Raw genomic sequence first — 26,678 nt, forward strand, 5'->3', positions numbered from 1 at the left:
AAAAGCCCTGGCAATATTCACGATGCCAGGCTAATCCCCTCACAGAAGACAATGATAAGACATCCGATAAGATGGATTACAACGTTGTCTACTGGAGGGGATTTTTTATGGATTCAACATAGTAACGTTCCTGTTCCTCACCATCCGAAGGTGAAAATTTCTATCCACAGCTGGTACTACATTGGGAAATGCATGTAACAGGTTGCCAAAGCAGAGCTTGATCTGTATAATGATGGCAATGAATTGAAACGATGAATATCCGTGATCGGGAGAGTAGCCAGAATCCATGCATGACAGCGAGCCGGGGCAGGTGGAAGCCGGTATGACATGACCAGAGTGAAGCGCACCCGTGAGATGGTTGTCCGAAGTAATGTTTACATCCGTGAGAGGGTGTAAAGCATGGGCTAGAGGGCAATCCGGCAGGCGGCCGTTAATCGCACCGAGCGGAGCAGGCTGTGAATGTACTATGATGTGCATTTACAACCTGCTCACCAAGAGTGGTACCGCGGGAACTGTGAAGATCAGCTCTCGTCTCTGATATAGAGACGAGGGCTTTTTTGTTTTCTATTGCATGGCTAAATACGATAATGACTAGGAGTGTTCAACATGTTGATGAATCAGGCAGCAGCACATATTGCTCCCTTAACGGGAATGAAGCAAGACGAGGTGTTGAGATTACTGGAGGTTCCACCACAGCCGGAGATGGGAGATGCCGCGTTTCCTTGCTTTATTCTGGCCAAGTCGTTGAAAAAAGCACCCGCTGTTATTGCTACGGATATCGCAGCTCAATTACAGACAGTTGGGCTGGATGCTTCTCCAGCAGGACCCTATGTAAACATACGTTTCAATCGGGAAGATCTGGCGCCGAAGCTGCTGCAAGAACTGGGACATAAAACATTTGGCAAGCTGCAACAGGGGGCAGGTGCACGCGTTGTGATCGACATGTCGTCGCCTAACATTGCCAAGCCATTTGGAATCGGTCATCTGCGCTCCACCGTGATTGGGGCAGCGTTGTATCGGTTATATAACGAGGCAGGCTATACTTCGGTCAGTGTGAATCACCTGGGGGATTGGGGAACGCAGTTCGGCAAACAGATTGCAGCCTACAAACGTTGGGGCAATGATGAAGCCTTACAAGCTGAGCCGATTCGTACATCATTGGAGCTGTATGTGAGGTTTCACGATGAGGCGGAGAATGATCCCTCACTGGAGATCGAGGCACGAGATTGGTTCCGCAAGCTGGAGCAAGGGGATGAAGAAGCACAGCGGTTATGGACCTTTTTCGTAGAAGTGAGCATGAAAGAATTCAACCGGATGTATGAGCGTCTGAATGTACAGTTTGACCATACGCTGGGTGAGAGCTTTTACAATGACAAGATGGGTGCGGTTGTTGAAGAACTGAAATCCAAAGGATTGCTTGAAGAGAGCGAAGGCGCATTGGTGGTACGTTTGGAGGATGAGAATATGCCACCTTGCCTGATTATCAAAACCGATGGAACAACCATCTATCCAACGCGGGATTTGGCAACAGCCGTTTATCGTCATGATGTGATGAAGGCGGATAAAATGCTGTATGTAGTCGGGGGTGAGCAGAAGCTTCATTTCCGTCAGGTATTTGCGGTATTATCACGGATGGGGTATGCATGGTCTGAGATTTGCGAACATATTCCGTTTGGTTTGATGCGTTTCGAAGGACGGAAGATGTCTACCCGCCGGGGAAAAGTTGTCTTTTTACAGGAGGTACTCGACGAGGCAGTTGCTCGGGCATTACAGATTATTCAGGAGAAAAATCCAAATCTGCCGAATCCGCAGGAGGTTGCGGAAGCGGTTGGTGTAGGTGCGATTGTATTCGGTGATCTGCGCAATAATCGGTTGAACGATGTCGATTTCTCGCTCGAAGATGCGGTGAGCTTTGAAGGGGAGACAGGACCTTATGTGCAATACACACATGCCCGGATTAACAGTGTGCTTGCGAAGGCAACAGAGGCGGGGCGTGTGGAAAATAAAAATCAATTAGAGGATGTTCGTAGCAGTAGTAGCAACAATGCTGCGGCAAACTCAGAGAACAAGTCGGTCATGGTCGGTGACACTTCATGGGCATTGCTGAAACTGCTGGCGGATTATCCGCAGTATCTGGAAAAAGCAATTCATCGCAACGAGCCCTCGGTCATTGCCAAGTATGCGATAGATGTTGCCCAAGCGTTCAACCGCTTCTACCATGCGGAACGGATTGCGGATGCGCCGGCTGATATCAAACCATTCCGGGTGGCGTTAACAGAGCGTACGGCGGAGCGTCTTGCCTACAGCCTATATTTACTTGGCGTCCAAGCTCCTGAACGGATGTGATTCTATGGGATGGAGGACAAGTAGATTATTCGATAAAGCAGTAAAAGCAGCAGCAGGCTCAAACGGACGAATCATATCGCTACAACAGGTGAGCAAACGACTTGGGGATGTTCAGGTATTGAATGATATCAATCTGGAAGTAGGCCAGGGGGAGTGCATCGTCCTGGTGGGCAGGAATGGCTCAGGCAAAAGCACGTTGCTGCGTGTGCTGGCGAGCATGTTACTGCCTGACTCAGGCTCCCTGCACAAGCCAAGCCATGGGCGGATTATGTATGCACTGGATGGATTGGCACGCCTGCCCTTCACCTCAAGAGAGTACTTGTGGGAAATGGGACGTATTCGTGGCATGCGCCCTGAAATATTGCGTCAACGGATAGGCGAATTAAGTGAACTTTTATTCGTGGGCACGGCGCTGGATCAGAATCTGCCACAGTTGTCCAAAGGTACTTTGCAGAAAGTGAACTTGATTCAGGCTATGCTACCTGGCCCTGATGGGTTATTGCTGCTTGATGAACCATTGTCCGGTCTGGACGTTCCGGCGCAGGAAGCAATTGTAACTCTGCTCAGACAGTGGAAACAGGAAGGAAGCCAGATCGTAACAGCTTGCCATGAGCTATTGCTGATTGATCGTCTCGCAGATCAGGTCATCGTGTTACAGAAGGGAACGGTGCTGCGTCGCTGGAGCCGGGAAGATTTGCAGCAAGCTGGTGAGCCCGCTGTGAGTATTCAAAGTGTGATGGAAGGGCAGAAACAATCCGTTATCGATGCGCTGCTGGTTGAACAACCGGAAATCATTACATGTCATCGCAGCATGGCTCGTCAGGATTATGGTCGAGAAGTATGGGATTGGAAAGTGTCACGCAGTTCGGCAGATCGGATTATAGGAATGATACTGGCTACTGGTGGTTCCATCGTGTCTGTGCAGCCGGAAGAGAGCCGATTAAATATGGAAGGATTGATGGAGGGGCGGCACCCAAATGAGGTTATGGGCAGGGAAGCAGCGGAAAACCTTTCCTCCATATCTAGGGCAGGAGGCGACCTCCAATGATCTACTTGACTCGTTATTTGTTAAAACATTACATACGTTCACAGAAATATGTTGCGCCGGTGATCTTTTATATCATTACGATGCTGCTTATCTATTCCTACAAACCTAATCCGGTTGCGGACAGTTACAGTGTTACGGCCATGCTGCTCTTTTTTGGTGCCGCTTGGCTGGGCTTGACGGTAATGAATACGGAACCTGCGGGGCAGTATCAATTACTTGTGCTGCATGCAGGAAGCAAACGCAAGGTTGTCCTTGCACAAATAATCTGTGCGTTGATCATGCAGTTTGGCCTGACTGCTATTACCGTGTTATATCCGGTTGTTACGGGCATGTTTGGAAGGCTACCAAGTGCTGGGGAGTGGATCATGGCTTGGTCCGGACATTTGGCGTTGTCGCTCCTGGGTCTGGGGCTCAGTGTTTTCTTCCAAAAATCGTACATTCCCATGTTAAGCCGCAGCATGCCGCCTTTCATAGTGGTGATATTGTTATCGTTTGTCCAAGGTTCGTTAAGCGGACGTTTGCCTGAATCCATACAGGGGGTTGTCAAGATCCTGCCTCCGGCATTTTATCTGGTTCGTGAGATGATGTTATTTGAAGATTTGAAATTGGGGGCTGTTGTGCTGATGACAGTGTGGGCTATACTTTATGCCATAGTTCTACTCATCATCCATATATGGTTATCGGGAAGAAGGGATTTACGGAGTTAGATGCTATTATTCCGCTTAACTTGAATGTTGGTCTATGTTTCGTTACCATAGAGGGACGTTGGATGGAAAGTATTGTACGGAGATAAAGGAGGCTCGCTTATGCAAAAGACAGACATGCAGCATGGTGACATGCTGGACAGCGAACACTCCAGAGAATTGTTTGCATATTACGGATTGGCTGTATATTATGGACAGGCGCTTGAACAGCAACTGGTCAATCTGATTTTATTAATGAAAATGTCTCAGGGAAAAGTTGTTTCCGAAGAAGATCTGGAAGATCTGTACGAGCGGAAGATGAGCAGTTCACTCGGACAACTCATTCATGAGGTACGTCATCATTTTACTTTTTCAGAGGAAGAGACTCGTCAGTTGAATGAACTATGGAAGCAGCGTAATAGCATTGTACATCACTATTTTAAGGAACGTATTCATGAGACATTCAGTCCTGAAGGACGATCACGCATGATCAAGGAGCTGGAAGATTTCAAAGACCGTGCACAGGAACTGGAGATTAGTCTTCAGCAGTACACAGGTGCCTGGATTGCAGAGCTGGGGTTGGATGCTGAATCCGCGGCGGCGTTGCAGACACTCGAACGTATGCATGCAGAGAGCATGCACGCCCGGGCACTGGAAGAGGATGAATCATTGTGATGGAAGGCAAGTCCCGGATACGTAAAATAAAAAGCAGACGCTGGCTTGTAATATCCATTACATTGCTCGTGTTGCTTGGGGGTATATGGACGTTAACTACCGCCTCGCTCATCTGGACCTACACCGATGAGGAATCATCCAGACAAAGTGATGTGGCTATAATCCTCGGTGCAGCCGTAGAAGGGGATAACCCTTCACCCGTATTTCGCGAACGTATTGAGCATGCCATTTTATTATATCGCCAGGGGACGATCAGCCATCTGCTCTTTACTGGTGGTTCTGGCAGTGCAGGAGAACGAGCCGAAGCCGAAGTAGGACGAGATTATGCTGTTGCACATGGTGTAGATACTGCAGATATTCAAATGGAAACAGAGTCAAGAATTACGGAGGAGAATCTGGTGAACTCGCTTAGCGTTGGGAAACAGGCGGGGTTTCACACCTACACCATTGTAAGTGACCCGCTGCACATGAAACGGGCGATGAAGCTCGCTAGTGGACTCGGCATGGATGCTGTTCCGTCCCCAACACGAACGACGGCTTACCAGACCTGGCGAAGCCAATTTCCTTTTCTGGCAAGAGAAACGATATTATATATGGGATATACGGTCAAAGAATGGATAGATGGATAGATGGATAGACAATCCGCAGCAGCACGGAAAGTGACTGGTCTGCGCGATTGTCTTTTTTGCACATGGTGATGAGGCGTTTCTAAGTTCCGGGATAATTAATCGCTGCACTAACCAGTGCGGCTACCCCAAAACCGATGAACCACCAAGGCCAGCGCCGATGATTGCTTTTGCGTATACCGATGAACAAACTGATGATCCCCGCAAGTAATACCACGGTAGCCAAGCTGCTGCCAACGATCCAGCCAATGCTCATATGTTTACCTCCTCTATATGGAATGTTAAGAAAAGCTCCCTATGGAGAGCTTCCCACCTCTGACCTCTGCTTGAAATGGATAAGTACCGTTACGATACGTATGTTGATTATGATTGGATTGAAGCGGGAAATCACTGTTGAATCGGCCTCCGGCCTGTTTGAAGTCTAACTTAAATCCATCGTTATCTGCTGGGATTCGCACTTCAACGTTACAACCTGTGGAGCGACTATCCAGAGATTGAAGCATCGTTGAGGAGTGAATGGTGAGTGGGCTGCCTGTCACTTTGGATTGAATATGGGTGAACTGACCGGATAACTGAACAGGTGAAGAAGTGGCTTGCAGTTGCATATGTTCTGCATGGAGGTCTGTTGCTGTAACCCGACTGCCCACTGATCGTAGACGGATATGCTGGGCATGGCCAGTTAAGGTGAGCTTGCCGGATGTACAGTCACAATCCCATTGTTCCGAAGAAACGTTATCTACAAGAAAGTGGGAACCAACTCCGTTGATCGACAGCCTTTTCAAGACCGCAGGCGGCAGTATAATGTGGAGCGATGTGCGATGGAAGTTAATGCCCAGCGGAAAAGCTTGTTTTCGTCCATCGATCAGACGTAATAAACCTTGGCTGACGTTAGCTTCAAAACATCTAGTTGTTGGAAAACGAGCGGAGCCCCATTGAATAACACGGATAACCGCTTCTGTGCCCTGGCTAATATGCACTTCGCCTTGCATCCATTCCAGAGAAAGGGCGAGAAGGGGTTCTTCGGACAACCATTCTTTGCAAATCATATGTCCATTAGGCTTCAAAATGGTTATCCCTCATTTCTGTCATCGTCTTCATCCAGAATAGGATAAGCATCCATCGCAGCATGTTGGTCTAGAATACGTTCAATTAGTGATTCACTCACAATATTGGCACCAAGCATGTTCATCAACCGCTGTAAAAAATAAAGACGTTGCTTTGTTTGGCTCGAATTGCGGCCGAATAGTGTTGGATTAATCCATATATTGACCAGCATCATGAATACTTCTGCACAAGCTTCGGGATCTTCGGTATGAATAGATCCATCTGTAATGCCTTCACGCAAAATCGCTGCAATCACCGGGGCATCAATCCGCACAGCCTGTTGAATCCCTCGTACAATGAACACTGGATTTTTGATCTGGGTTCGAAGTACGTGATCCAGGGAATGGGCCTGTTGATCAGAAACGACATACTCCAAAATCTGAACTAATTTCTCTCGTGCTGGTGTGGTCCTTGTATTTGTAACTAATTGATCCAGCATCTGAGTGGAATAGTTGAACTGTTGTTCCATGACTGCGTCCAGTATTTCCTCTTTGGATCTAAAGTGATGATACACAGCTCCCTTGGACATGCCGAGGGCAACAATGATGTCCTGGATACTTGTTTTTTCAAATCCTTTTTCTGTGAACAACTGCGCAGCGACGTTCAGAATCTGCTGTAACGTCTGTTCAGGATGCTTATTTCTAGGCATAATAACCTCCTTATATTTAAATACCGACCGTCGGTATGTATAATACAGGAAGATGTTTCCATTGTCAATAAGAGAGGATCAAAAGGAGTGAATACACGAAAGAAGTCTAAAAATAAAAAACCGATATGTGGTCTTACCCCTGTCAAGTAGACAGATAAAAAAAGCTATGCTGCCAGTGCGCATCGATATTCAATCGGTGCGCGCTGTTTGAGTTTGGCTTGAAAGCGTCGGTAGTTGTAATTGTACATATAATCTTCCACGGCTTGTCGAATCTCTACTTCTGAATTACACTGGTTAAGGTACAGCTTCTCTGTCTTGAGATGCGAAAAGAAGGATTCGATGCATGCGTTATCTAGGCAGGTTGCTTTGCGAGAGTGGCTGCCCTTCACGCCGAATGCTTCTAATCGTGTGTTGTACGCCTGAGACGTGTATTGGAAGCCCTGATCCGAATGGAGCACGGCTTCTGAAACGTCTCTTTTTTGTGTCCATTGTTCCACCGTATCCAATACGAGCTGAACATCGTTCCGTTTAGACAACTGCCAAGCTACAATCTCATTGTTGAACAGGTCTTGAATCACGGACAGGTAAACAAATGTACTTCCATTCGGAATATAGGTAATATCCGTCACCATTTTTTGCTGGGGTGCTGTCGCATGAAACTGGCGCTTCAGGCGATTCGGATAAATCACAGATGGCGTATAGCTGGACTTCTTCCGCTTCTTACGAATTACCGATTGGATCGATAGTTCCCGCATGATTCGCCATACTTTCTTGTGATTAACGTTCAGACCAGCCTCCCACAACGCCGTTGTCATGCGAGGATAACCAAACTCTCGGTTTGCAAAATGAATAGCCATCATGTGTTCTTTGATCTCACGCTCACGGTCTTGTCTTGCGTCTCGCTGCGGCTGTGTTGCTCGCCATTTGTAGTAACTGGAACGGGGTATTCCTGTAATCGATAATAGGCGTGTAATGCCATGCGAGCAGCGCAATTCGTCTATGATATCGTAGTTCTCCCGTTGGCTCAGCGCTTCTCCTTTACTAGATTTGGATACCGCTTTTTTAAATAATCCACCTGTGCTTGAAGGTAATCCCGTTCTTCTTCTACACTGCTAAAGGCAGTACGAGGACGTCCTTTCATTGGATTCGGAACATTGTTTTTTCGCTCATCAAACACTTCCCCGTTTTTCCATTTTTTTACCCACACCTTCAGTTGTGAACAGTTTCGAATTCCTTCGCGATCAGCGACCACTTTGTAACTTGAAGAACCTTCGACATAGGATCTAACTGCATTCAATTTAAACTCTTCGGTATACGTCTGAAATGTTTGTCCTTTTTTGGCCATAAAAATATCCCCTCCAAGTGTCACTTGAACCCTCATGATAACATGAAGGTTTTTTTAAGTGTCTACTTAAAGGGGATAATACCATATGCCTACAGACTAAGAGGTCAGCGGGCATATCGGTTGGTTGTTGAAGTATATTTGCATTTATTCCCGGTTTACTTACACGCCGCCTCCAGCAAAGGAGGAAGTGGTTCGAATCGCCTCGCCCAGTGGGTTGTTTCCATTCGTATCCGGTGCTGTTTGAGCACCTTGCTGTAGCTGATACATCTGATAATAGCGACCTTTAAGTTCCATCAATTCATCATGTGCACCTTGTTCAACGATCCGTCCGCGATGCAGGACCAGAATCTGGTCGGCTGAACGAATGGTGGACAGACGGTGGGCGATGATGAAAGTGGTCCGTCCTTTTTTGAGGACTTCGAGCGCATTTTGAATTAATGCTTCCGTTTCGGTATCAATATTCGCCGTAGCTTCATCGAGAATCAGAATGGCTGGATCGAATGCCAGTGCACGAGCAAAGGAGATCAATTGCCGTTGTCCGGCAGATAATGTGCTTCCTTTTTCGATAACCGGCTCGTCGAATCCTTGCGGTAGATGCGCGAGAATTCGCTCAGCACCTACATCGCGCAGCGCCTGTTCAATCTGTGCACGAGTAATCTGCTCATCCCCGAGACTCACATTGGAAGCAACGGTACCCGTGAATAGGTACGGATCTTGCAGTACAATGCCCATATGTTCGCGAATCCACTGTTTAGGCAGATCCTTCACGTTCTGACCGTCAATCGTGATCTTGCCTTTCTGTGGATCATAGAACCGGAACAGCAGGTTGATGATCGAGCTTTTACCGGAACCGGTATGGCCCACCAAGGCAACCGTTTGACCTTGCGAGGCTTTGAACGAGATGTTGTTTAGCACATAATCTTTTTTATAGGCAAAAGATACATCGTCAAACACAACATTTCCTTTGTACCTCGGCATCGAGCCATCGGTTACCGATTCACCTTTCTCATCCATCAGTTCAAAGACACGTCCCGCAGATACCATAGAGGAGTCCAGGTTCGCGAGTTGGTTCACCATACCTGTAATTGGCTGGAACAAACGTCCGAGAACGTCAACGAATGCATACAGTACACCCAGCGAGATGATACTCGTGCCGTCCAGCACACTAGAGCCGAAGTACCACAGTACGACCGCAAAAGCCATATTCCGCAGGACGTTAACCAGATTGTGTGAGGTGAAAGCGTTCAGATTGAGCATTTTGTTCTGGTGTTTCATATAATCATCATTCAGATCTTCGAATTCCTGCTTGGTCTGCTTCTGATGACGGAATACCCGGATAATGGACATCCCCTGAATGGACTCGTTAATTATCGCATTAATCTCGCTCAGGCGTGAACGTATAATTGTATTGTAACGAGTAGCGATTTTACGATAAAGCACAATCCACAGAACCAGCATCGGCACAACGAACAGCGAGATCAATCCGAGGCGGAAATCCAGCAGGAAGAGCGCAACGTACACTCCCGTGATCGTAATGATGCCTGAGAAAAAGTTCGACAGAACCGCAACGAACAGATCCTTGACGGCTTCGGTATCGTTGGTGACCCGAGAGACCACTTTCCCGGCGGGCAGGTTGTCGAAAAAGTGTACGGGCAATCGCTGGATGTGTGCATACACATCGTTACGAAGTTTTTGGATGACTTTGTTGGCAGATGATTGCAGCCAGTATGTTTTGCCAAACTCCATAATGACTGAGATGACAAGGAAGATCATGTAATACACAATCAGTTGATAGATGCTTGGCATTTCCGGTTTGTAGAAGGCAAAGAGTTCACCAGCGGATAAAGGCACCGCCGCATATTGACCCGTTACTTCACCAGCGCGTGTAACCGTCAGTGTTCCGTCCGCATAGGTTCGATCCCCATCGGGGGCACTAACAGGTTCATTCACAAAATAAAAACTTTTCCCGGCTTGCAGTATGCGTACCTCGGTACCTTTCGTTTCATCCGGTTCAAACCGGCCGTCACGTTTGTAGTTCTTTCCATTATAGACCGCCGCTTCGCTAGAAGCAGTAGTCTCATAGAAAGGCTGCTCAATGGCGAGCAAATGATTGTCAATCATGGACTTAGCGATGAAAGGGCCGGCAAGCTCGGCCGCAACTCCAATCGTAAGCATAATTAAAGCGGCAATAAACGTACCTTTGGCTTTTAGGGCGTATTGAAGCAGCCGTTTGCCTGTATTAGACTTCAAAGCGTTGACCTCCTACGTGGACAAATTAGACTCCACCTGCTGCCGTTCATACTGTTCACGGTACCAGCCGTTCATAGCAAGCAGTTCCTGATGGGTTCCTTCTTCCGTTATTTTCCCGTGCTCCAGTACGATGATTCGGTCAGCGTGTTCAATAGCGGACAGACGGTGAGTCGAGATCAGCGTTGTTTTCCCTGAGCGCTTGTTGCGTATATTTTCGATAATTTTGGCTTCGGTTCTTGCATCGACGGCGGATAAAGCATCATCCAAAATCAAAATGTCCGGATCGGCGATAAAGGCACGCGCCAGCGATACACGCTGTTTCTGTCCACCGGACAGCGCAATTCCTTTTTCACCAACGAGTGTGTCCAGACCATCGGATAAAGTGCCCAGATCTCCGTCAAAGGCTGCGGTGCGAATCGCTTCCATAATTACATTATCATCAGCCCCCGGCTTACCGAATTGAATGTTCTGACGGACTGATTTGGAGAACAGCACCTGTTCCTGTGGAACATATCCAATCCAGCTGTGCAGGTCATCTTTGGCGATATCCTGAATCGGATGACCCGAGATGCTTAACTTACCCGATCCGGCCGGGTATTCATGAAGCAATTGTTTGAGCAGGGTGGACTTGCCGCTACCTGTGCGTCCCACGATACCCAGTGTCTGCCCGCGTCGAAGTGAAAAGCTGACATGACTGAGATTGTCTATAGTAGAACTAGGATAACGGAAGGTAACATCCTGCATGGCGATTTCTTCCGGATTAGAAATATGAGCAGGCTGTTCAACATCTTTTACGGCAGGTTCTACAGATAGCGTCTCGTTAACACGATCGAGTGAGGCACTACCACGCTGCATCAGGTTAATTAATTCACCAATCGCGAACATTGGCCAGATCATCATCCCCAGGTACATATTGAACGATACGAGATCACCTAGGGTAATTTCATTATGAAAAACAAGATAAATGCCGTAGGCAAGTGCAATCACATAACTGAGTCCGACACATAACCGGATGGTAGGTTCGAACAGTGCATCCATCTTGGCAACGGCCAGATTTTTGCGGTACACATCTTCGGTGACATCCGCGAACCTTTTCTCGTCCAGACGTTCCTGAACATAGGCACGCACGACTCGAATGCCGGCAATAGACTCAAGCACCTGATCGTTCATATCCCCGAATGCATCCTGTGCCAATGTGTATCGTTGATGGACAGCTTTACCATAGATCATCATGGCGATGGCGATAAAAGGCAGTGGCAGAATTGCGGCCAGGGTCAGTTTCCAGCTAACCAGAAAACCCATGGCGAATAATACGGTTGCCAGAAAAGCAGTGGAGTCGGTTAACGTCAGCATGCCGAAGCCTGCTGTGGTGGCAATGGAACGAAGATCATTCGTGGCTCGTGCCATCAGATCGCCGGTTCTGTTTTTCTCAAAAAAGGGCGGGGTCATCCGCAGCAAATGGTCCATAAAGCGTGACCGCAGCAAGCGTTCAACCAGATTGGCACCGCCAAACAGTTTGTGCATCCATATGTACGTTGTCAGGTAGATAATGATGACCGATCCTAGAATAAGTAAAATGTAACGTGTAAGTGAGGCGCCGGTGATGGAACCGCGTACAATCTCGTCAATGGCATTGCCCAGAAGACGAGGTGGCAGCAGTTCAATGATGCCCACCATAATAAGCAAGGTGACACCAATGAGGTATCGTTTGCGTTCCAGCCGGAAAAACCAGGCCAGATTTTTAAGTACAGAGAACAAGTGGTATCCCTTCCTTTCAAGTTCGTGAAATACATGTTCCGTTCATGTTTTGCCATTTGAGCCCACAAAAAAAGACATACCGCACGCAGGCGGTATGTCTTGGGTATCATTCATACGGCAGCATGGCTCCGAGAGCAGAGCCACCACCGTAGATAAAGTTCAATTGTGAGAGTACAAAACAGCAAACCTGTTTAGAGGCTTCTGTGATGCGGTCTTATGAACGGAATAACGATTTCATGGGTGCTCCGGTATTTAGTTGTATGCTAAATTGATGTAGATCGTCATTGTTAAACACCGTAACCACCCTTTCTTTTTTGGTAATAAATTGCATGTGGATCTCGTATGTTTGCATCTTAACACCGACTTTTATAATCTGTCAAACGTTTTTCCAAAACAGAAGATGCAGCGCAGTGTGATGGAATTATGACAAGAGAATGAACTTTTTTTGCGCATTTGGGGTGGTTGAGGTTTGTAATCAGGCCATTGTAGCGATATGATGGAACATATATATAGAGAAGGAGCTGACACCAAATGAGTACCATACATGTATCTGACCGCGCTGCTCGCTGGTATAAGGAAGAACTGAATTTGAACGAAGGAGACAGCATTCGATTCTTCGCCCTTTATAGCTCCGGCGGAGGTCTTCATCCTGGCTTCTCCCTCGGAATCGCCGTGGAGGAACCGAGACATCCTGCTGATCAAACGAAGGTATCGGGTATTCAATTTTTTATGGAAGATCATGATTACTGGTATCTGAAAGGTCATCAACTTCATGTAGATGTTGTTGAAGAAGGACAGGATATCGAATATCGCTACACCGAGATTTAACGTAATATCTCTGCGCATATAGAATGGCTCATCACCGGTCGCACCGATTTTCGAACAGGAGGAGATACGACATGAATCCGCCAGCCCGAGATTTGGCCCAGTATATCGCGAATCGCTCTCATATTGTTGTTAAGGCGGCGGTTCGGGCCGAGAATGAACAAGGTGAATTATTGCTGATCCAGCATGCTGAACACGGACATTGGCGTATTCCTGCGGGACAGATGCGCCCGGGAGAAGCCATTGAGGACACCGCGCACAGGGAACTGTGGGAAGAGACGGGGTGGACCACCAATCATATGATACTTGAAGGTTTGCATTCCGGTCCGAATCTGAGACATTTGCATGCCAGTGGGGATGAAGAATATTTTGTCATTGCCATGTTCAGGACACAAATTGTTCAGGATACGCTCGTAGAATCACGAGTAAATAGCGAAGCCGGGCTGAAGTTTTTTGATCTCAAATCATTGCCCAGGCTCAATGATTTGAGCCGCTTGCTGTTGAGGTCTTCCGAAATAGAATAAACGGAACAAAGAAGAAGCCTTTCCCGCTGGGAAGGCTTCTTCTTTGTTGTGGCAATCCGTAATCTATGGACTAATATCCATGAGTACGATGATCATTCTTGTGTATCAGCTGGCTCCCGACATACCTAGACTTGATCAAGCGGTTCTTCATCATCCATCGCAAAATCAAAATCGTCAATATCGAAGACCTGCACAGGTGATGCCGATTCAATAATGCGAGCGATCAATTCGACCTGATCGGTAAGTATGGGGGTATCCAGTCGCTGTGAAGTTAGAAGCAGTTCGGTCTCAATGGGATCAAAATATTCACCATATTGTGCGGTATCAACTGCATTAATAATGGCGATGGAGACCTGGTCACCAAACAAAATGGATGGACTTTTGGCCCAGGGAACAGCCAGGGCGCGCTCTATTTTTTTCTTATTCAACGGTTCTTCAAAATAAGAAATCATTTCATTAATCTTGGATTTCACATGCTGGTCATCCGCCGGATTATCCATCAAAGGGTCAGGGCTGGTCTGAAATTCATATAATTCCAGGATGGTGGTGTAAGGAACAATATATTCAACAGGCGCCGGCGGCGCGAGTAATTGACCGTAAATTGCCACCATCACGGCTTCTGTAACAAACTGACGTGACATGGGTTCCTGAATCCTCCTGCGGCCATTAATAGTTGCGAGTTGAATCAATTTTCTTTTGTATGATGGATCATCAAATTGATTTCTCTGCTATGGACTTGGGTGCTTGAGTTGCATGAATAGAAGTATATCATACAACGGTGGGAAAAACAGCCAGTCCGCTGAAGGATGTCAAGTCCCAACTTTGATCATGATTTTCCAAGCAGTAAGGATAAAATTCCTGCTGCAATCAGGGGACCAACCGGTACACCCTTGAACAAGGCAACCCCAAGCACAGTTCCAATAAGCAGCCCGGCAACGACGGTAGGCTGTGTACTCATCAGCGTAGCTCCTCGGCCTCCCAGGTGGGCGACAAGTAATCCCACACCAATGGCGAGCAGCGATTTCCAGTGCAGAAAAGACTCTCCAATCGTCTGCAAACTGATCTTGCCGCTGGCGAGAGGTGCCATAACACCAATGGTAAGGACGATGATACCGATCGTAAGTCCGTACTTTTCCAGCCACGGAAAAGCCTGATTAAGGTTCAGCACCCGCAGCAACAACAGAAATACCATGGCTACGGTTACGGGTGTATTACTGCTGATAATACCTAGCGCGGCAAACACGAGCAACAGCAGTGAGGTCATATCCATCGATTTCATTCCCCTTCGGTCTGCCCGCTATGCCGACCAACGATATGTTCTGCAATATATCTTCCATGCCAGCGCCCGGATTCAATAAACACTTCATTGGCATTGCGGCCTGAAGCGATTACTCCACCAACGTATATGCCTGGTACGCTGCTCTCCATTGTCTGTGGGTCATATACCGGTTTATCCATATCCTCAGACATCTCCACACCTACGGAAGAAAGCAGTTTGCGGTCAGGACGGAAACCAGTCAAGGCCAGCACAAAGTCATTGTCGAGTTCACTTGTGGATCCATCAGAATGCAGCAAACGAATGGAATCGTCCAAAATTTCATTTACACATGAGCCAAGGTGAAGTGAAATTTTGCCTTTTTGTACCATGCTTTCGAACAATGGCCGAACCCATGGTTTAATATGTTCCGAAACACCACTCCCACGATAAACCATGTCAATATGAGCACCGACACGAACCAGTTCCATCGCAGCATCGACAGCTGAATTACTGCCTCCAATAATGGCCACACGTGTGCGTGTGTAAGGATGAGCTTCACGGAAATAATGAGTGACTTTATCTTTGTCTTCTCCGGGAATGCCAAGATAGTTAGGGTGGTCAAAATAACCTGTAGCAACAACGACATTTCGTCCTTCATGAACGATTTCCTGCCCACGCCGATTGACCGTATGTACCTCGAACGTGCCATCGTCTTTGCGTTTGATTTCTTGGGCTTCCTCATAGTTATGAACACGCAGGCCGAAATGTTCGGCTACCTTGCGATAATAGGCGAGTGCCTCGTAACGAAAAGGTTTGTCGTTCGGAGTGCTGAACGGAACATTCCCAATTTCAAGTAATTCCGCTGTACTAAAAAACTGCATATGGGTTGGATACAGATAAATAGATTGGACGATATTGTACTTCTCAACAATTACAGCGGACAGTCCCAGCCGCTCACATTCAATGGCAGCAGATAGACCGCATGGGCCTCCGCCGATAATAATGACATCTTCCATGTTCTTAATCCTCCTTATTTCAAACACTATAATCCTACCGTAAATATGGGTTTAATGCCAGTTCAGGAAGGAGAAGAACGTAAAGAAATGATCCTGAACTGGGGAATTGACTTAGAAGAGGGAAAAGACTAATATCAAATTAGATGATTATCTAAACGAAAGTGAGTTGAGCGAAATGCAACTGGAGAAGATCGTGGCTTACCATAAAGCCCTGGCTGATCCAACCCGGCTTCGGATGCTGTTGCTGTTATCTCAGGGAGAACTTCATGGTCAAGCGCTTGCCGAGAAACTTAACTTGTCTCAGCCAACCGTTACACATCATGCATCCAAACTAAGAGAAGCGGCGCTAATCAAGGAACGCAGAGAGAAAAATACAGTGTTTTTCTCGCTCAATCCCTATTTTATCAGGGAGCACGCGCAAGCTTCAGTTGATTTTATTTTTAGACAAGAGGAGGTTGCCGATATGAGTGATGTGAATGAAACGCTGAAGGCATCCGTAATGCGGAATTTCTTCTCAAAGGATGGACGATTGCGTCAGATCCCGGCTCAATATAAGAAAAAGCTGATTGTACTGGGTTATTTGGTAGAGCAGCTTGAATTTGGACGGAAATATACGGAGAAAGAGATCAATACATTTATTCAAAACTATCATGAGGATTTTGCCACCATTCGTCGGGAGTTTATTATGCACCAGTTCATGTACCGGGAAGATGGGATCTATGAACTGAATCCGAAGGAGATGTGGACACGCTGGGATCAAGTAAAGTAAGTGAAAAAATAATTAGACTTGACAAAAGCGGTTGAAGCTGTGTAACATGATGGATAATTCTACAAGGGAGGCGATGTTAAATGACAAATCTAATGGCAGTATACGTTAATTTGAATATGAACAGCGTCTCCGGAACGGATCAAGGCATGTAATTTTACGGCAGTTGGGCAGTATTGTTCGCAATATTGTCCATATGTACGTAACATCGAATAACATGCACAGATGAAGCCACGGGTGACGTACCCGTGGCTTTTTGTATGTCGAAAATGGGTTGTTTCTGGATAACGAGTATCGGATTGTCGTAATGATGCGTCTGATATGAATGCCATAAAAACAATTGTCCATTCGGCTAACTTCTTATTGCCGCGGGTGCAGTGCTGCTCGTGGTTTATTTGGTTTTGATGCCGGACCGGAGCGTTCGTTGTTGATTGTTGTCAATGTCAATGAAGGATAACAAACCATTTATCGGGAGGAATTTTTATTTTGAATAACACGATGGAGAAGTACGGCTGGTCTGCAAAATGGCAGGAGTTGTGGCAGCAGACGGGTATGGAAGAACAATTAAGAAAACCAGCAAGAATTATTGCAGATCACGGGCAATTGCTTCGCCTGATTACGGCTGAGGGAGAATGCTGGGGGCGGGTATCCGGACGGATGCGTCATGATAATGAGGAGACGGGCATTGTACCAGCCGTTGGGGATTGGGTGGCCGTTACTGGGCAAGCTGGAGAAGAAGCCATCATTCACAGCATTGTGCCACGTCAGAGCAGGGTATCCAGACAAGCCGCTGGTCCAGTGACCAAAGAGCAATTGATTGCAGCGAATGTGGATACATTGCTGATTGTTGCCGCTCTTAATCATGATTTTAATCTGAGACGGCTTGAAAGATACATTATGATGGCCTGGAATGGTGGAGTCAGACCTGTCATCATTCTAAGCAAAAGTGATCTGAGCGAGAATGTGGAAGAACAAATTTCGCTGGTGGAAGGCATCGCCCCTGGGATTGAAGTGTTGGCAATTTCGGCTGTTCAGGATCAGGGCAAATCTTTACTTGAAAAATTTCTGTCTCCAGGCACAACGGTTGCCTTGACGGGTTCTTCTGGTAGTGGCAAGTCTACCCTCGTCAACTGGATGATGGGCGAGAGTGTACAGCTCACGCAGGCCGTTCGGGAGGACGACAGCCGTGGACGACATACGACCACTCATCGGGAAATATTTGTACTGCCGCAGGGAGCGGTATTAATTGACACGCCCGGAATGCGTGAACTCAATCTGTGGGATGAAGGTCAGGATGGTTTGTCACATGCCTTTGGTGAAATTGAGCAGCTTGCAATGGAATGCAGGTTTCAGGATTGCACGCATACCCGGGAAGCCGGTTGCGCCGTGAAGGAGGCTATTCAGGAAGGTTCGTTGGATGAAAAAAGGCTGGGCAACTACTTGAAAATGCAAAAGGAACTGAAATTTCAGCAGCGCAAGGAAGAGACCGCATCCAAACGACGGACCGCTTCAAGCAAACCCGTCAGTTCCCGCAAACCGAAACATGTCCGCAGTACAAAAGACTGGGAAGAAGCCTGAGACCAGGTGGGCATCCCTCTATATCATGCATAGGATAGGTCAGGAGGGATGTCATCATGCCAGATTACAGCATCATCGTAGACCTGTCCGATCATATGTTATATCTTTTGGATGGCTCACAAGTGGTTAAAGGCTATCCTGTCGCTATAGGCAAGATGCTCACGCAGACGCCTAACGGCGTGTTTACGATTATTAACAAACAAGAGAATCCTGGAGGGCCATTTGGTGTTCTTTGGATGGGGTTGTCGGCGCCGCATTATGGGATCCATGGAACCAATGATCCTTCATCCATTGGCAAGTCCGTTTCTCATGGATGCATACGCATGTATAACTCGGATGTGCTGGACCTGTCATCCAAAGTGTCAGTGGGCACACAAGTAACGATCCGGCCCTAGGGCCGGATTTATCTGAAGAAGGCGATTGTAAAGTCACGGCGTGGCCGAGAGAAAGGGAGTAATAACATGCAAATCAGACCAGCGCGTGAAGGGGATGCGGAAGCCGTAGCTCATGTACATACAGAGAGTTGGAAGACAACATATCGAGGGATCGTGCCGGATGATTTTTTGGACAATCTGACTACGGAATCAAGATTGTCCCAATGGGAACGAAATATCCGTTCTGGCGAAAAGGATCAGATTCTGGTGGTGGCTGAGCAGGAAGATGGGGAAATTGTCGGATTTGCCTGCGGTGGAAAGGAACGTGAAGGCAAGTTGCCTTACGATGCTGAGTTGTATGCTATTTATTTACTGAAAGAAGTGCAACAAACGGGTATTGGCCAGCAGCTGGTGAAACACGTCGTTCGTTATCTCCAATCCCTGGACATGAGGAACTTGTTGATCTGGGCACTGGAGCAAAATTCAGCCTGTCGTTTCTATGAAAAAATGGGCGGGATCCCTGTCCAAACACAGTATATCCGTATAGGCGGTCAAGATCTATTAGAGGTTGCTTATGGTTGGGAGGACTTGACTCTTTTTGGAGAAAAGACAGTTCCCGATAGTTGAATAAATGCAAATTTGGCTGAATGTGTTAGGCATCGAGGAGCATTTTCTCATCTGAGGATGAAAGGATTCAGCTGTTCTTCACGTTTGCGCAATCCTTAACAAGGTTAATGAACTACTACACTGTATTGAGGTGAGATATTCAATCTTGTTTGGGAGGCGTTATTCAGATGACTTTAATGGAGACAGAACTTACAACATGGACGAAACAATTTATTAATGGCGAATGGGTAGAAGGCTCCGGCGAGAAGATAGTCGAAAATAAAAATCCGTACACGGGAGAGGTCATCGCAACCTGGCGATCCTCGAACAAGGAAGATATAGATCGAGCATATGAGGCGGCTCAAAAGAGTTCAATGGAATGGAAACAATCCTTGCCAGGGGTAAAAGAAGGTGTACTCCGCAAAGTTTCGGTTCTAATGGTAGAGCGCAAAGAGGAAATTGTAAAACTGCTGATTACAGAATCCGGGAGCACACGCATCAAGGCCGAGGCAGAGTTTGCTTCTGCGAAACGGATTGTGGATGAAGCTGCTTCGTTCCCTTATCGGATGAAGGGGGAGATTCTGCCTTCAAATACACAAGGGAAAGAAAATCGTGTTGTGCGGGAGCCCAAAGGAGTTATCGGCGTTATTGGCCCTTGGAATTTTCCGTTACACCTGTGTCTGCGTTCCGTAGCTCCGGCTATTGCTTTGGGTAATGGAGTCGTTATTAAGCCTGCTTCTGACACACCGATTACAGCAGGCTGGCTTATTGCGGATTTGTTCGAGCAGGCTGGATTGCCTGAAGGTGTACTGAATGTGGTAGCTGGGAGCGGGAGTGAGATTGGGGATTATTTTGTAGCGCATCCGGTTCCCAAAATCATTTCCTTTACAGGCTCCACAGAGGTGGGGCGGGGCATCGGCAAACTGGCGGGTGAGCATCTGAAAGAAACTGCGCTTGAACTTGGTGGCAACAATGCGATGGTTGTCCTGGAAGATGCGGATATTGAACGTGCTGCAGAATCTGCGGTGTTCGGTAAATTTCTGCATCAGGGGCAGATCTGTATGGCACTTAATCGTATTATTGTGCATGCTGATATTTACGATAAGTTTGTGGAGTCCTTTGTCGCCAAAACGAAAAAAATTCAAGCTGGTGATCCTTCGGATTCCCAAACGCTGGTAGGTCCGCTCATTCGTGAGAAGGAAGTGGAGCGCCTGATGGACTTGATTAAGGGAGCCAAGGCGGAAGGAGCAAGATTGCTGCTGGGTGGAACGAGCAAAGGCAGTGTGCTGGAGCCCACCGTACTCGCAGACGTGAAACCGGAGCAGCATATTGTGCAACAGGAACTGTTTGGACCTGTCGCGATATTAATGAAAGCACAGGATGAGCAGGAGGCCGTGCGTTTGGCGAACGATACGCCTTATGGATTGAGCGGCTCCGTATTCACCGGAAATCTCGAGAGAGGGTATCAAGTTGCCCAACAGATTGAATCAGGCATGGTGCATGTAAATGATCAATCTGTGAACGATGAGGCGCATGTGATGTTTGGTGGTGAGAAATCATCGGGAATTGGCCGTTTCGGCGGCGATTGGGCGATTGAGAAGTTCACACGGACTCGCTGGATCAGCATTCAGCATCAATATCGGGAATATCCTGGAGTTCAATAATTCGACAGAGAACATGGATTGGATAATACTTTGTTTTATAATCAGCTAGGGTTCGAGAAAGAGTGACAAAAATTGCGCAGAGTCCGCCTCAAGCTTGATGTGGCGGTCTTTTGCATGTTTTTACACGTTTGAAAAACAGGCGAGGAAATAGTGTGAACAAGCTGTTTGGTATACCTGTAATCTGGTTATTTATGGATACACGGGCAGAACAGATCCGTAAATCCAATAGGTAAAGGGGCCTGAACTTCATGTCCATTGACCGTTTCATTCTGAGAAAGCTTAATACTTGTCAGGAAGAAAATACGCGTGATAATCTGGTTCGGTTGTTTGTCATTCGAATCCAAAAGGCCGAGATGGAAGAAGAACACGAAAATGCCTATGTCGTCAGCCGAGTGCATTAGAAATAGATATAAGAGATTTGGTACACAAAAAAAGGAAGCTTGTCCTTAGCGGCAAGCTTCCTTTTCCTTATGTTCGCGAATGAATGAATTCGCAGTTTCCATGTTGAATTAAACAACTGACTCATCTTAATAAAGTGATAAGGCGAGGGAGTCATTTTCGCTACGGCTGTGAAGAATGGCTTCACCACCGACAATCTCAATACTAATCAATGATTGCAGACATTTCTGTAAAGCACGTTTACCATTGCTAATCTTATGCTCAAGGGCACTGCTGAGCAATCGTAGTGTCTTTTGCACAGGTTGTTTGTTTTCTTGATTAAAATATACAGGGATTGATTTGTTTTGAAAAGTTATTAGTGTTCTCACTAGAAATCACCTCACGAGAGTTATTTCTTACTGGTTATATTAAATTCCAATGCTTAAAATTACCTTAAAATCAGCTTATGAAAACATAAAGGTGGGCAATGTTTGAAAAGTGTTCACAATTCAATTGTGGGCGAAGCATTAAAAAGTCCCGAAAAATCAATTGCCAGCTACCATTTATATGGAAGAAAGATGTGTAGTTTCGCATCCTTGCAATAATTAACGTGACTACTGCCTCGAAAGTTCTGAGTCGAATGGACGATATTTTAATATATACGTGGGTCATATGTAACGAAATTACAGGTTGCACATTGCAAACAGGGTGTTTATGTAAGAAAATAGGGATGGAATAGCGTTTCATCTGCATTATTTTGATTTAATTTGACACTAGGACAATTTACATATGAGACCATGGGAGGGATTATTTTGATTCTTACCGTGTATTCCGGCCGGGAGGAAGGCGAGTGGTTCGACATCGAGGTCCCGGATGAATGTACTATCGAACATCTGAAGACATTGCTGGGAGTCCGCATTTTCGGGCAGGCACCGGGAGAAGGGATTCAGTACATCCTTGAAGCCAAATTTCCGGAAGGATTGTGGTTCTCGCCACAGAACACACAACAGTTAATGGAAACAGGGCTGCGTCAAGGAAGCTGTGTACGGGTCCAACGGGCGTTCTCCACTACTTCTGAAGAAGCGCCAGTGTATGGAAGACGTTCATTGTTTCAGCAGGACAGCAACGAATGAACGATCTGGGCGTATATATTGATTACGGCAATGAAATATAAGGAGGTCTTCTCTTCGTGAATGTGTTATATCAACGTTCTCCAAGAATGACACCGGTTCTTAAGGAAGAAAGGCTGGAGATTCTGAGGCCTCCGGCAGAACCAAACAAACCTACATTTTCAATGATTTCTATTATAATACCGATCATGATGACGATGGTCAGTATCGGATTCTACGTATATATCAACATGACGGGCAAAATGGGCAATCCCAATTATATGATGTTTCAGATGATGACGGTTATGATGATGCTTACTTCATACACGATTCCTTTTTTTGTATATCTGAGCAACAAGAAGTCCTATCGTAAAAAGCTGGAAGAGCGTACTACCATGTATCGTGCACAATTGGAGAAGCATCGTGAAGAGTTGAAGGCAGCTCAAGCGGAGCAAGTGAAGAGTCTGTATGAAATTCATGGGGATCCCAATGTATGTCTTCAGTTGGTGAAGAATCGCAACAGTTCGTTATGGGAACGGTCCCCGGAAGATGATGACTTCCTGCAGGTACGAATCGGCACAGGCGAAATTCCGTTCCGGATCAAACTCCAGGTTCCTCGTGTGGACGGTTATGAAAAGGATGAGTTAATTGAAGCGGCTCATGAATTGGCAGCTGAATTCGAGACAGTACCCGAAGCATCGATTACACTGCCTTTATTTCAGTCGAAAGTTATGGGGTTGGTCGGCAATCGTGAGGAAGTACTCGCTTCATTGCGTGTAATTATTTCACAACTGACCGTCCGTCATTCACCGGATGAATTAAAGATTGCTGCCTTTTATGAAGAAAAGGAATCAAAGGAATGGGATTGGCTGCGCTGGTTGCCCCACATTTGGGATGAAGATCAGGGACAACGCTATATGGCCGACAGGCACAGCGGTGCGCATCAATTGGCGGACAGCTTGTTTTCCGTGTTGAACCGACGGCGCAATAATAAGGAAGATCGATATAAGAAAACCGTGCAAACGCCATGTTATGTGGTGGTTCTCTCGGATACTCAATTAATAGAAGAAGAGCCGCTGCTTCCCTTGCTGTTGGAATCGGCGCAGGAGATCGATGTATGTACCATCATTCTGGCAAACCGCAAGGAATCCCTACCTATGCATTGTCAGTTAATTATGGAGGCTTCCAAAGGAAAAGGGCTTTATATTAAAAAAACTGAGGATGCCGACGTGATCAGGCAAATGTACACGCCAGATGTGATCACCAGAGAGTCCGCAGATGCACTCTCGCGGTATATGTCACCGATTCGTCTGAAACGCTCATCCGCTTCAGATATACCCCAGGTGCTTCCGTTGTTCGACATGTTAAGTACATCTCGAGTGGAAGATCTGGATGTGGTCACACGCTGGAGCCAGACACGGTACCCGGACACACTTCCCGTGCCTATGGGCGTGCGAGCCGGCGGCAAGAAAATTGCAATTAACTTACATGATAAAATCGAACGTCAGGGTCATGGCCCGCATGGTCTTATCGCAGGGACAACGGGCTCAGGCAAGAGTGAGGTTATCCAGTCAATTGTGGCCTCTCTGGCTGCCGAGTTCCATCCACATGATCTGGCCTTTATGTTGATTGACTATAAGGGCGGCGGGATGTCGAATACATTTGTGGGCTTGCCTCACGTCGTCGGCACGATCACCAATCTGGATGGAAATTTGATTGAACGAGCCAATATCTCACTGCGGGCCGAACTGGTCAGAAGGCAGAAAATATTAAATGATGCAGGAAATCTCCAGCACATTGATGAGTATTACAAAATTCTGCGTTCCAGACATGAACAACCGTTGCCGCATTTGGTTATCATCATTGATGAGTTCGCGCAATTAAAGCGGGATCAGCCGGAGTTCATGGATGAATTAATCAGCATAGCGGCCATCGGCCGGACACTAGGTGTACATCTTATACTGGCAACTCAGAAGCCTGCAGGTGTGGTCGATGATAAAATCTGGAGCAATTCGCGTTTCCGTATCTGTCTTCGCGTTCAAAGTGAAGGGGATAGTCGGGATATGATCAAAATTCCGAATGCGGCCTGGATCACCAAGCCAGGCCGTGGATACTTCCAGGTAGGCAGTGATGAAGTGTTTGAGGAAATGCAATTCGCCTGGAGTGGTGCGCCGTATAATCAGCAGGAAGATACAACGACAGTATTGCCTGTTATGGAAGTTCGCTTGAATGGCAAACGGGAACCACTCTTGACTGGAGAGCGCAGAGCTGTGCTCAAAGGTGAGGATGTGCCCAAGCAACTTCAGGTATTTATTGATTATGTGGCAGAAGCGGCAGCAGAGGCGGGGATCACCCGATTACCAGGGCCTTGGTTGCCACCCTTGCCTGAGACACTGGAATGGGAAAGCCTCAACGACTGGCGGGAAGAAGAGAATCGTGAAGTATTGCTTGACGGCGGAGCCGCTGGCCTGAAACCTGTAGTTGGCCTGCTGGATGATCTGCCTAATCAACGACAGCAGCCGCTCGCACTTCCGGTGGATCAGGGACATCTGGTTGTATACGGTATGCCTGGTCTGGGAAAAACGACGTTTGTGCAAACCTTGCTGATGTCACTGGCCCGTTCTAAGCGGACTGAACCTTGGCATGGCTATATTATTGATATGGGCCGGATGATGAAGGATTTCGCAGGCTTGCCTCAGATCGGTGCGGTAATGATGTCTGAAGAGGAAGATCGGATCAAGCGCTTATTCCGATACATCCTGAAACTGTCGGCACAACGCAAGGACATGATCTCGGAAGCCGGGGTTAAGACAATATCAGCCTACCGTCGCGCAGCTCATGCAGCCGTGCCACAGATTGTAGTTGTTATCGATGGTTATCTTTCTTTCCGAAATGCTTATCCCGAGGAGAATGAACTTCTGGAAACGATCCTTCGTGAAGGTGGCAGTTTGGGAATCACATTTATCCTTACGGCCAACCGTGTTACGGATGTATTTGAGAAATTCAGAAGCAATATTCCCAATGCGGTTTCGTTTGAATTGTCTGATCCAAGCGACTATTATTACGCAGTGGGACGGCCGTCCAAGGCGCCTAGCCAGCTTCCACCTGGAAGAGGACTGGTCAAAGGACAGGTACCTCCATTGATGTTCCAGGCGGCTTTGCCATCATCCGGAGCAGATGAAGGCAAGCGTTCTTCCGCTCTGCGCAGCATGATTGCAGAGATCAGAGAAAACTGGAACGGAGAAGATGCGCCGCAGATTGCGCCGCTCCCGGAAGAGGTTAAGCTCAAAGATGTACTTATCCGTACAGGAACCTTCGGGCAAGTCTTAGACGGTTCTTCCTTAACAGTACCCGTAGGTCTGCTGACCGATGATTTGGAACCCTTCCTGCTGAATTTGCGTGAAGGACCGCATTTCATGGTTACGAGTCCGATGGAAGGTGGCAAAACGACATTTTTGCTGACCTGGATGTTATCCCTTGCCTATCATGCGTCTCCTGAAGACGTGCAAATATACACGGTAGATATGCGGTATGGTTCCGGAGGACTGGGGGAAATCAATAGTTTGCCCCATGTCCGTGGACACGTATCCCGTGAAGAACAGCTTGCACCTGTGATCCAACAGTTGTACGATGAAGTTCTAAAAAGAGGCGAGTTAACCGGTGGACCAGAGATCGTTCTCGTTATCGACGATGCGGATACGTTATCCAAGCAATTAAATGATTTTAATGTGAAGGATCAATTGGGAGCGATCGTTCGTCAAGGCAGGGACCGAGGAATACATGTGATTCTGTCAGGAGTTCCTGCAGACTTTCCAACCTTTGGTTCTGACTGGGTGAACGATGTGAAGGCTTCCCAGAGCGGATTGTTGTTCGGGACTTTAGACCCTAATGATCTCTCGTTCTTCCGTATACCTTATTCGGAGTCCGGAGGGAATTCAAATGGGCTGAAGGTACTGCCTCCGGGTCAGGGTTATTATGTAAAACGTAAATATTCCAGGGTTAAAGGTGCAATTCCATGTGATGGCACCTGGAAAATGACCGATTGGATATCTGAAATTCGTGACCGATGGCATGTTGTAGTTTGAGGGGAGGTGGC

The 26,678-nt window shown here is 47.0% G+C and carries 26 protein-coding genes; 15 read left to right on the forward strand and 11 right to left on the reverse strand.

Annotated features, from left to right (window positions below; genetic code table 11):
• Positions 1-606 precede the first annotated feature (606 nt).
• The 5 genes from argS to RS891_RS11810 all read left to right on the forward strand — a co-directional run bounded on the left by argS (position 607) and on the right by RS891_RS11810 (position 5,381).
• Positions 607-2,346, forward strand: coding sequence for an arginine--tRNA ligase (argS, locus tag RS891_RS11790; RefSeq protein ID WP_315795352.1), 1,740 nt, complete (start codon positions 607-609; stop codon positions 2,344-2,346).
• 4 nt (positions 2,347-2,350) lie between these two features.
• Positions 2,351-3,394: an ATP-binding cassette domain-containing protein gene (locus RS891_RS11795; RefSeq protein WP_315795353.1), complete on the forward strand. Its 1,044-nt coding sequence runs from the start codon at positions 2,351-2,353 to the stop codon at positions 3,392-3,394.
• Positions 3,391-4,101: a hypothetical protein gene (locus RS891_RS11800; protein WP_315795354.1), complete on the forward strand. Its 711-nt coding sequence runs from the start codon at positions 3,391-3,393 to the stop codon at positions 4,099-4,101. Before RS891_RS11795 ends, RS891_RS11800 begins: the two co-directional genes overlap by 4 nt.
• A gap of 99 nt (positions 4,102-4,200) precedes the next feature.
• Positions 4,201-4,752, forward strand: coding sequence for a hypothetical protein (locus tag RS891_RS11805; RefSeq protein WP_063566340.1), 552 nt, complete (start codon positions 4,201-4,203; stop codon positions 4,750-4,752).
• On the forward strand, positions 4,752-5,381 hold the full coding sequence (locus tag RS891_RS11810; protein WP_315796286.1) for a YdcF family protein: 630 nt from the start codon (positions 4,752-4,754) through the stop codon (positions 5,379-5,381). Before RS891_RS11805 ends, RS891_RS11810 begins: the two co-directional genes overlap by 1 nt.
• Before the next feature lie 79 nt (positions 5,382-5,460).
• Here RS891_RS11810 and RS891_RS11815 read toward each other — a convergent pair whose 3' ends face one another.
• The 7 genes from RS891_RS11815 to RS891_RS11845 all read right to left on the reverse strand — a co-directional run bounded on the left by RS891_RS11815 (position 5,461) and on the right by RS891_RS11845 (position 12,484).
• Positions 5,461-5,634 carry a hypothetical protein gene (locus tag RS891_RS11815; RefSeq protein ID WP_167434745.1) on the reverse strand — a complete coding sequence of 58 codons (174 nt, stop codon included), beginning with the start codon at positions 5,632-5,634 and terminating at the stop codon, positions 5,461-5,463.
• A gap of 25 nt (positions 5,635-5,659) precedes the next feature.
• Positions 5,660-6,442, reverse strand: a complete 783-nt coding sequence (locus RS891_RS11820; RefSeq protein ID WP_315795355.1) for a DUF4097 family beta strand repeat-containing protein — start codon at positions 6,440-6,442, stop codon at positions 5,660-5,662.
• A gap of 5 nt (positions 6,443-6,447) precedes the next feature.
• Entirely contained in the window at positions 6,448-7,131 is a 684-nt protein-coding gene (locus tag RS891_RS11825) for a TetR/AcrR family transcriptional regulator (protein WP_315795356.1), read from the reverse strand.
• Between the two features lie 164 nt (positions 7,132-7,295).
• Positions 7,296-8,159: an IS3 family transposase gene (locus tag RS891_RS11830; RefSeq protein ID WP_315796181.1), complete on the reverse strand. Its 864-nt coding sequence runs from the start codon at positions 8,157-8,159 to the stop codon at positions 7,296-7,298.
• A complete protein-coding gene (locus RS891_RS11835; RefSeq protein WP_315793342.1) occupies positions 8,156-8,476 on the reverse strand; it encodes a transposase in 321 nt (106 codons plus the stop codon). Before RS891_RS11835 ends, RS891_RS11830 begins: the two co-directional genes overlap by 4 nt.
• Positions 8,477-8,635: 159 nt before the next feature.
• Positions 8,636-10,726: an ABC transporter ATP-binding protein gene (locus RS891_RS11840; protein ID WP_315795357.1), complete on the reverse strand. Its 2,091-nt coding sequence runs from the start codon at positions 10,724-10,726 to the stop codon at positions 8,636-8,638.
• A gap of 12 nt (positions 10,727-10,738) precedes the next feature.
• Positions 10,739-12,484 (reverse strand): ABC transporter ATP-binding protein, encoded by a 1,746-nt coding sequence (locus RS891_RS11845; RefSeq protein ID WP_315795358.1) that lies wholly within the window; start codon positions 12,482-12,484, stop codon positions 10,739-10,741.
• A gap of 531 nt (positions 12,485-13,015) precedes the next feature.
• On the opposite strand from RS891_RS11845, the gene RS891_RS11850 reads away from it, so the two are divergent.
• Both RS891_RS11850 and RS891_RS11855 read left to right on the forward strand, forming a co-directional pair.
• Positions 13,016-13,312, forward strand: a complete 297-nt coding sequence (locus RS891_RS11850) for a HesB/YadR/YfhF family protein (RefSeq protein ID WP_315795359.1) — start codon at positions 13,016-13,018, stop codon at positions 13,310-13,312.
• 71 nt (positions 13,313-13,383) lie between these two features.
• Entirely contained in the window at positions 13,384-13,833 is a 450-nt protein-coding gene (locus RS891_RS11855) for an NUDIX domain-containing protein (RefSeq protein ID WP_181586519.1), read from the forward strand.
• A gap of 125 nt (positions 13,834-13,958) precedes the next feature.
• Here RS891_RS11855 and RS891_RS11860 read toward each other — a convergent pair whose 3' ends face one another.
• The 3 genes from RS891_RS11860 to RS891_RS11870 all read right to left on the reverse strand — a co-directional run bounded on the left by RS891_RS11860 (position 13,959) and on the right by RS891_RS11870 (position 16,107).
• Positions 13,959-14,474 (reverse strand): hypothetical protein, encoded by a 516-nt coding sequence (locus tag RS891_RS11860; RefSeq protein WP_063566333.1) that lies wholly within the window; start codon positions 14,472-14,474, stop codon positions 13,959-13,961.
• 185 nt (positions 14,475-14,659) lie between these two features.
• Positions 14,660-15,103 carry a DUF441 domain-containing protein gene (locus tag RS891_RS11865; protein WP_076289566.1) on the reverse strand — a complete coding sequence of 148 codons (444 nt, stop codon included), beginning with the start codon at positions 15,101-15,103 and terminating at the stop codon, positions 14,660-14,662.
• A 5-nt stretch (positions 15,104-15,108) separates the two neighbouring features.
• Positions 15,109-16,107: a YpdA family putative bacillithiol disulfide reductase gene (locus RS891_RS11870; RefSeq protein WP_113052572.1), complete on the reverse strand. Its 999-nt coding sequence runs from the start codon at positions 16,105-16,107 to the stop codon at positions 15,109-15,111.
• A 175-nt stretch (positions 16,108-16,282) separates the two neighbouring features.
• Here RS891_RS11870 and RS891_RS11875 point away from each other — a divergent pair, with 175 nt between their 5' ends.
• From RS891_RS11875 to RS891_RS11900, 6 genes are all read left to right on the forward strand, one after another.
• A complete protein-coding gene (locus RS891_RS11875; protein WP_113052571.1) occupies positions 16,283-16,876 on the forward strand; it encodes a DUF2087 domain-containing protein in 594 nt (197 codons plus the stop codon).
• Positions 16,877-17,359: 483 nt separating this feature from the next.
• Positions 17,360-18,451 (forward strand): ribosome small subunit-dependent GTPase A, encoded by a 1,092-nt coding sequence (rsgA, locus tag RS891_RS11880; protein WP_315795360.1) that lies wholly within the window; start codon positions 17,360-17,362, stop codon positions 18,449-18,451.
• A 56-nt stretch (positions 18,452-18,507) separates the two neighbouring features.
• The gene (locus RS891_RS11885; RefSeq protein WP_079346840.1) at positions 18,508-18,846 is read left to right on the forward strand and encodes a L,D-transpeptidase; all 339 of its coding nucleotides are present in this window, start codon (positions 18,508-18,510) and stop codon (positions 18,844-18,846) included.
• A gap of 66 nt (positions 18,847-18,912) precedes the next feature.
• Positions 18,913-19,452 (forward strand): GNAT family N-acetyltransferase, encoded by a 540-nt coding sequence (locus RS891_RS11890; RefSeq protein ID WP_113052570.1) that lies wholly within the window; start codon positions 18,913-18,915, stop codon positions 19,450-19,452.
• A gap of 167 nt (positions 19,453-19,619) precedes the next feature.
• On the forward strand, positions 19,620-21,095 hold the full coding sequence (locus tag RS891_RS11895; protein WP_315795361.1) for an aldehyde dehydrogenase family protein: 1,476 nt from the start codon (positions 19,620-19,622) through the stop codon (positions 21,093-21,095).
• Positions 21,096-21,343: 248 nt separating this feature from the next.
• Complete coding sequence (locus RS891_RS11900) at positions 21,344-21,496, forward strand: hypothetical protein (RefSeq protein ID WP_162842451.1); 153 nt, start codon at positions 21,344-21,346, stop codon at positions 21,494-21,496.
• A 126-nt stretch (positions 21,497-21,622) separates the two neighbouring features.
• Here RS891_RS11900 and RS891_RS11905 read toward each other — a convergent pair whose 3' ends face one another.
• Positions 21,623-21,862, reverse strand: coding sequence for a hypothetical protein (locus tag RS891_RS11905; RefSeq protein WP_024630323.1), 240 nt, complete (start codon positions 21,860-21,862; stop codon positions 21,623-21,625).
• 423 nt (positions 21,863-22,285) lie between these two features.
• Between RS891_RS11905 and RS891_RS11910 the strand changes: the two genes are divergently transcribed.
• The gene (locus RS891_RS11910; protein ID WP_053783884.1) at positions 22,286-22,606 is read left to right on the forward strand and encodes a hypothetical protein; all 321 of its coding nucleotides are present in this window, start codon (positions 22,286-22,288) and stop codon (positions 22,604-22,606) included.
• A gap of 56 nt (positions 22,607-22,662) precedes the next feature.
• Complete coding sequence (gene essC / locus RS891_RS11915) at positions 22,663-26,667, forward strand: type VII secretion protein EssC (protein ID WP_315795362.1); 4,005 nt, start codon at positions 22,663-22,665, stop codon at positions 26,665-26,667.
• Positions 26,668-26,678: the final 11 nt, after the last annotated feature.

The organism is Paenibacillus sp. BIC5C1 (assembly GCF_032399705.1).
GTDB lineage: Bacteria > Bacillota > Bacilli > Paenibacillales > Paenibacillaceae > Paenibacillus > Paenibacillus taichungensis_A.

Bases quoted from the DNA above. Each gene is read 5' to 3' on its own strand.
- argS (WP_315795352.1), top strand. From the start codon at position 607: ATGTTGATGAATCAGGCAGCAGCACATATTGCTCCCTTAACGGGAATG.
- RS891_RS11795 (WP_315795353.1), top strand. From the start codon at position 2,351: ATGGGATGGAGGACAAGTAGATTATTCGATAAAGCAGTAAAAGCAGCA.
- RS891_RS11800 (WP_315795354.1), top strand. From the start codon at position 3,391: ATGATCTACTTGACTCGTTATTTGTTAAAACATTACATACGTTCACAG.
- RS891_RS11805 (WP_063566340.1), top strand. From the start codon at position 4,201: ATGCAAAAGACAGACATGCAGCATGGTGACATGCTGGACAGCGAACAC.
- RS891_RS11810 (WP_315796286.1), top strand. From the start codon at position 4,752: ATGGAAGGCAAGTCCCGGATACGTAAAATAAAAAGCAGACGCTGGCTT.
- RS891_RS11815 (WP_167434745.1), bottom strand. From the start codon at position 5,634: ATGAGCATTGGCTGGATCGTTGGCAGCAGCTTGGCTACCGTGGTATTA.
- RS891_RS11825 (WP_315795356.1), bottom strand. From the start codon at position 7,131: ATGCCTAGAAATAAGCATCCTGAACAGACGTTACAGCAGATTCTGAAC.
- RS891_RS11835 (WP_315793342.1), bottom strand. From the start codon at position 8,476: ATGGCCAAAAAAGGACAAACATTTCAGACGTATACCGAAGAGTTTAAA.
- RS891_RS11850 (WP_315795359.1), top strand. From the start codon at position 13,016: ATGAGTACCATACATGTATCTGACCGCGCTGCTCGCTGGTATAAGGAA.
- RS891_RS11855 (WP_181586519.1), top strand. From the start codon at position 13,384: ATGAATCCGCCAGCCCGAGATTTGGCCCAGTATATCGCGAATCGCTCT.
- RS891_RS11860 (WP_063566333.1), bottom strand. From the start codon at position 14,474: ATGTCACGTCAGTTTGTTACAGAAGCCGTGATGGTGGCAATTTACGGT.
- RS891_RS11865 (WP_076289566.1), bottom strand. From the start codon at position 15,103: ATGGATATGACCTCACTGCTGTTGCTCGTGTTTGCCGCGCTAGGTATT.
- RS891_RS11870 (WP_113052572.1), bottom strand. From the start codon at position 16,107: ATGGAAGATGTCATTATTATCGGCGGAGGCCCATGCGGTCTATCTGCT.
- RS891_RS11875 (WP_113052571.1), top strand. From the start codon at position 16,283: ATGCAACTGGAGAAGATCGTGGCTTACCATAAAGCCCTGGCTGATCCA.
- RS891_RS11885 (WP_079346840.1), top strand. From the start codon at position 18,508: ATGCCAGATTACAGCATCATCGTAGACCTGTCCGATCATATGTTATAT.
- RS891_RS11890 (WP_113052570.1), top strand. From the start codon at position 18,913: ATGCAAATCAGACCAGCGCGTGAAGGGGATGCGGAAGCCGTAGCTCAT.
- RS891_RS11895 (WP_315795361.1), top strand. From the start codon at position 19,620: ATGACTTTAATGGAGACAGAACTTACAACATGGACGAAACAATTTATT.
- RS891_RS11900 (WP_162842451.1), top strand. From the start codon at position 21,344: ATGTCCATTGACCGTTTCATTCTGAGAAAGCTTAATACTTGTCAGGAA.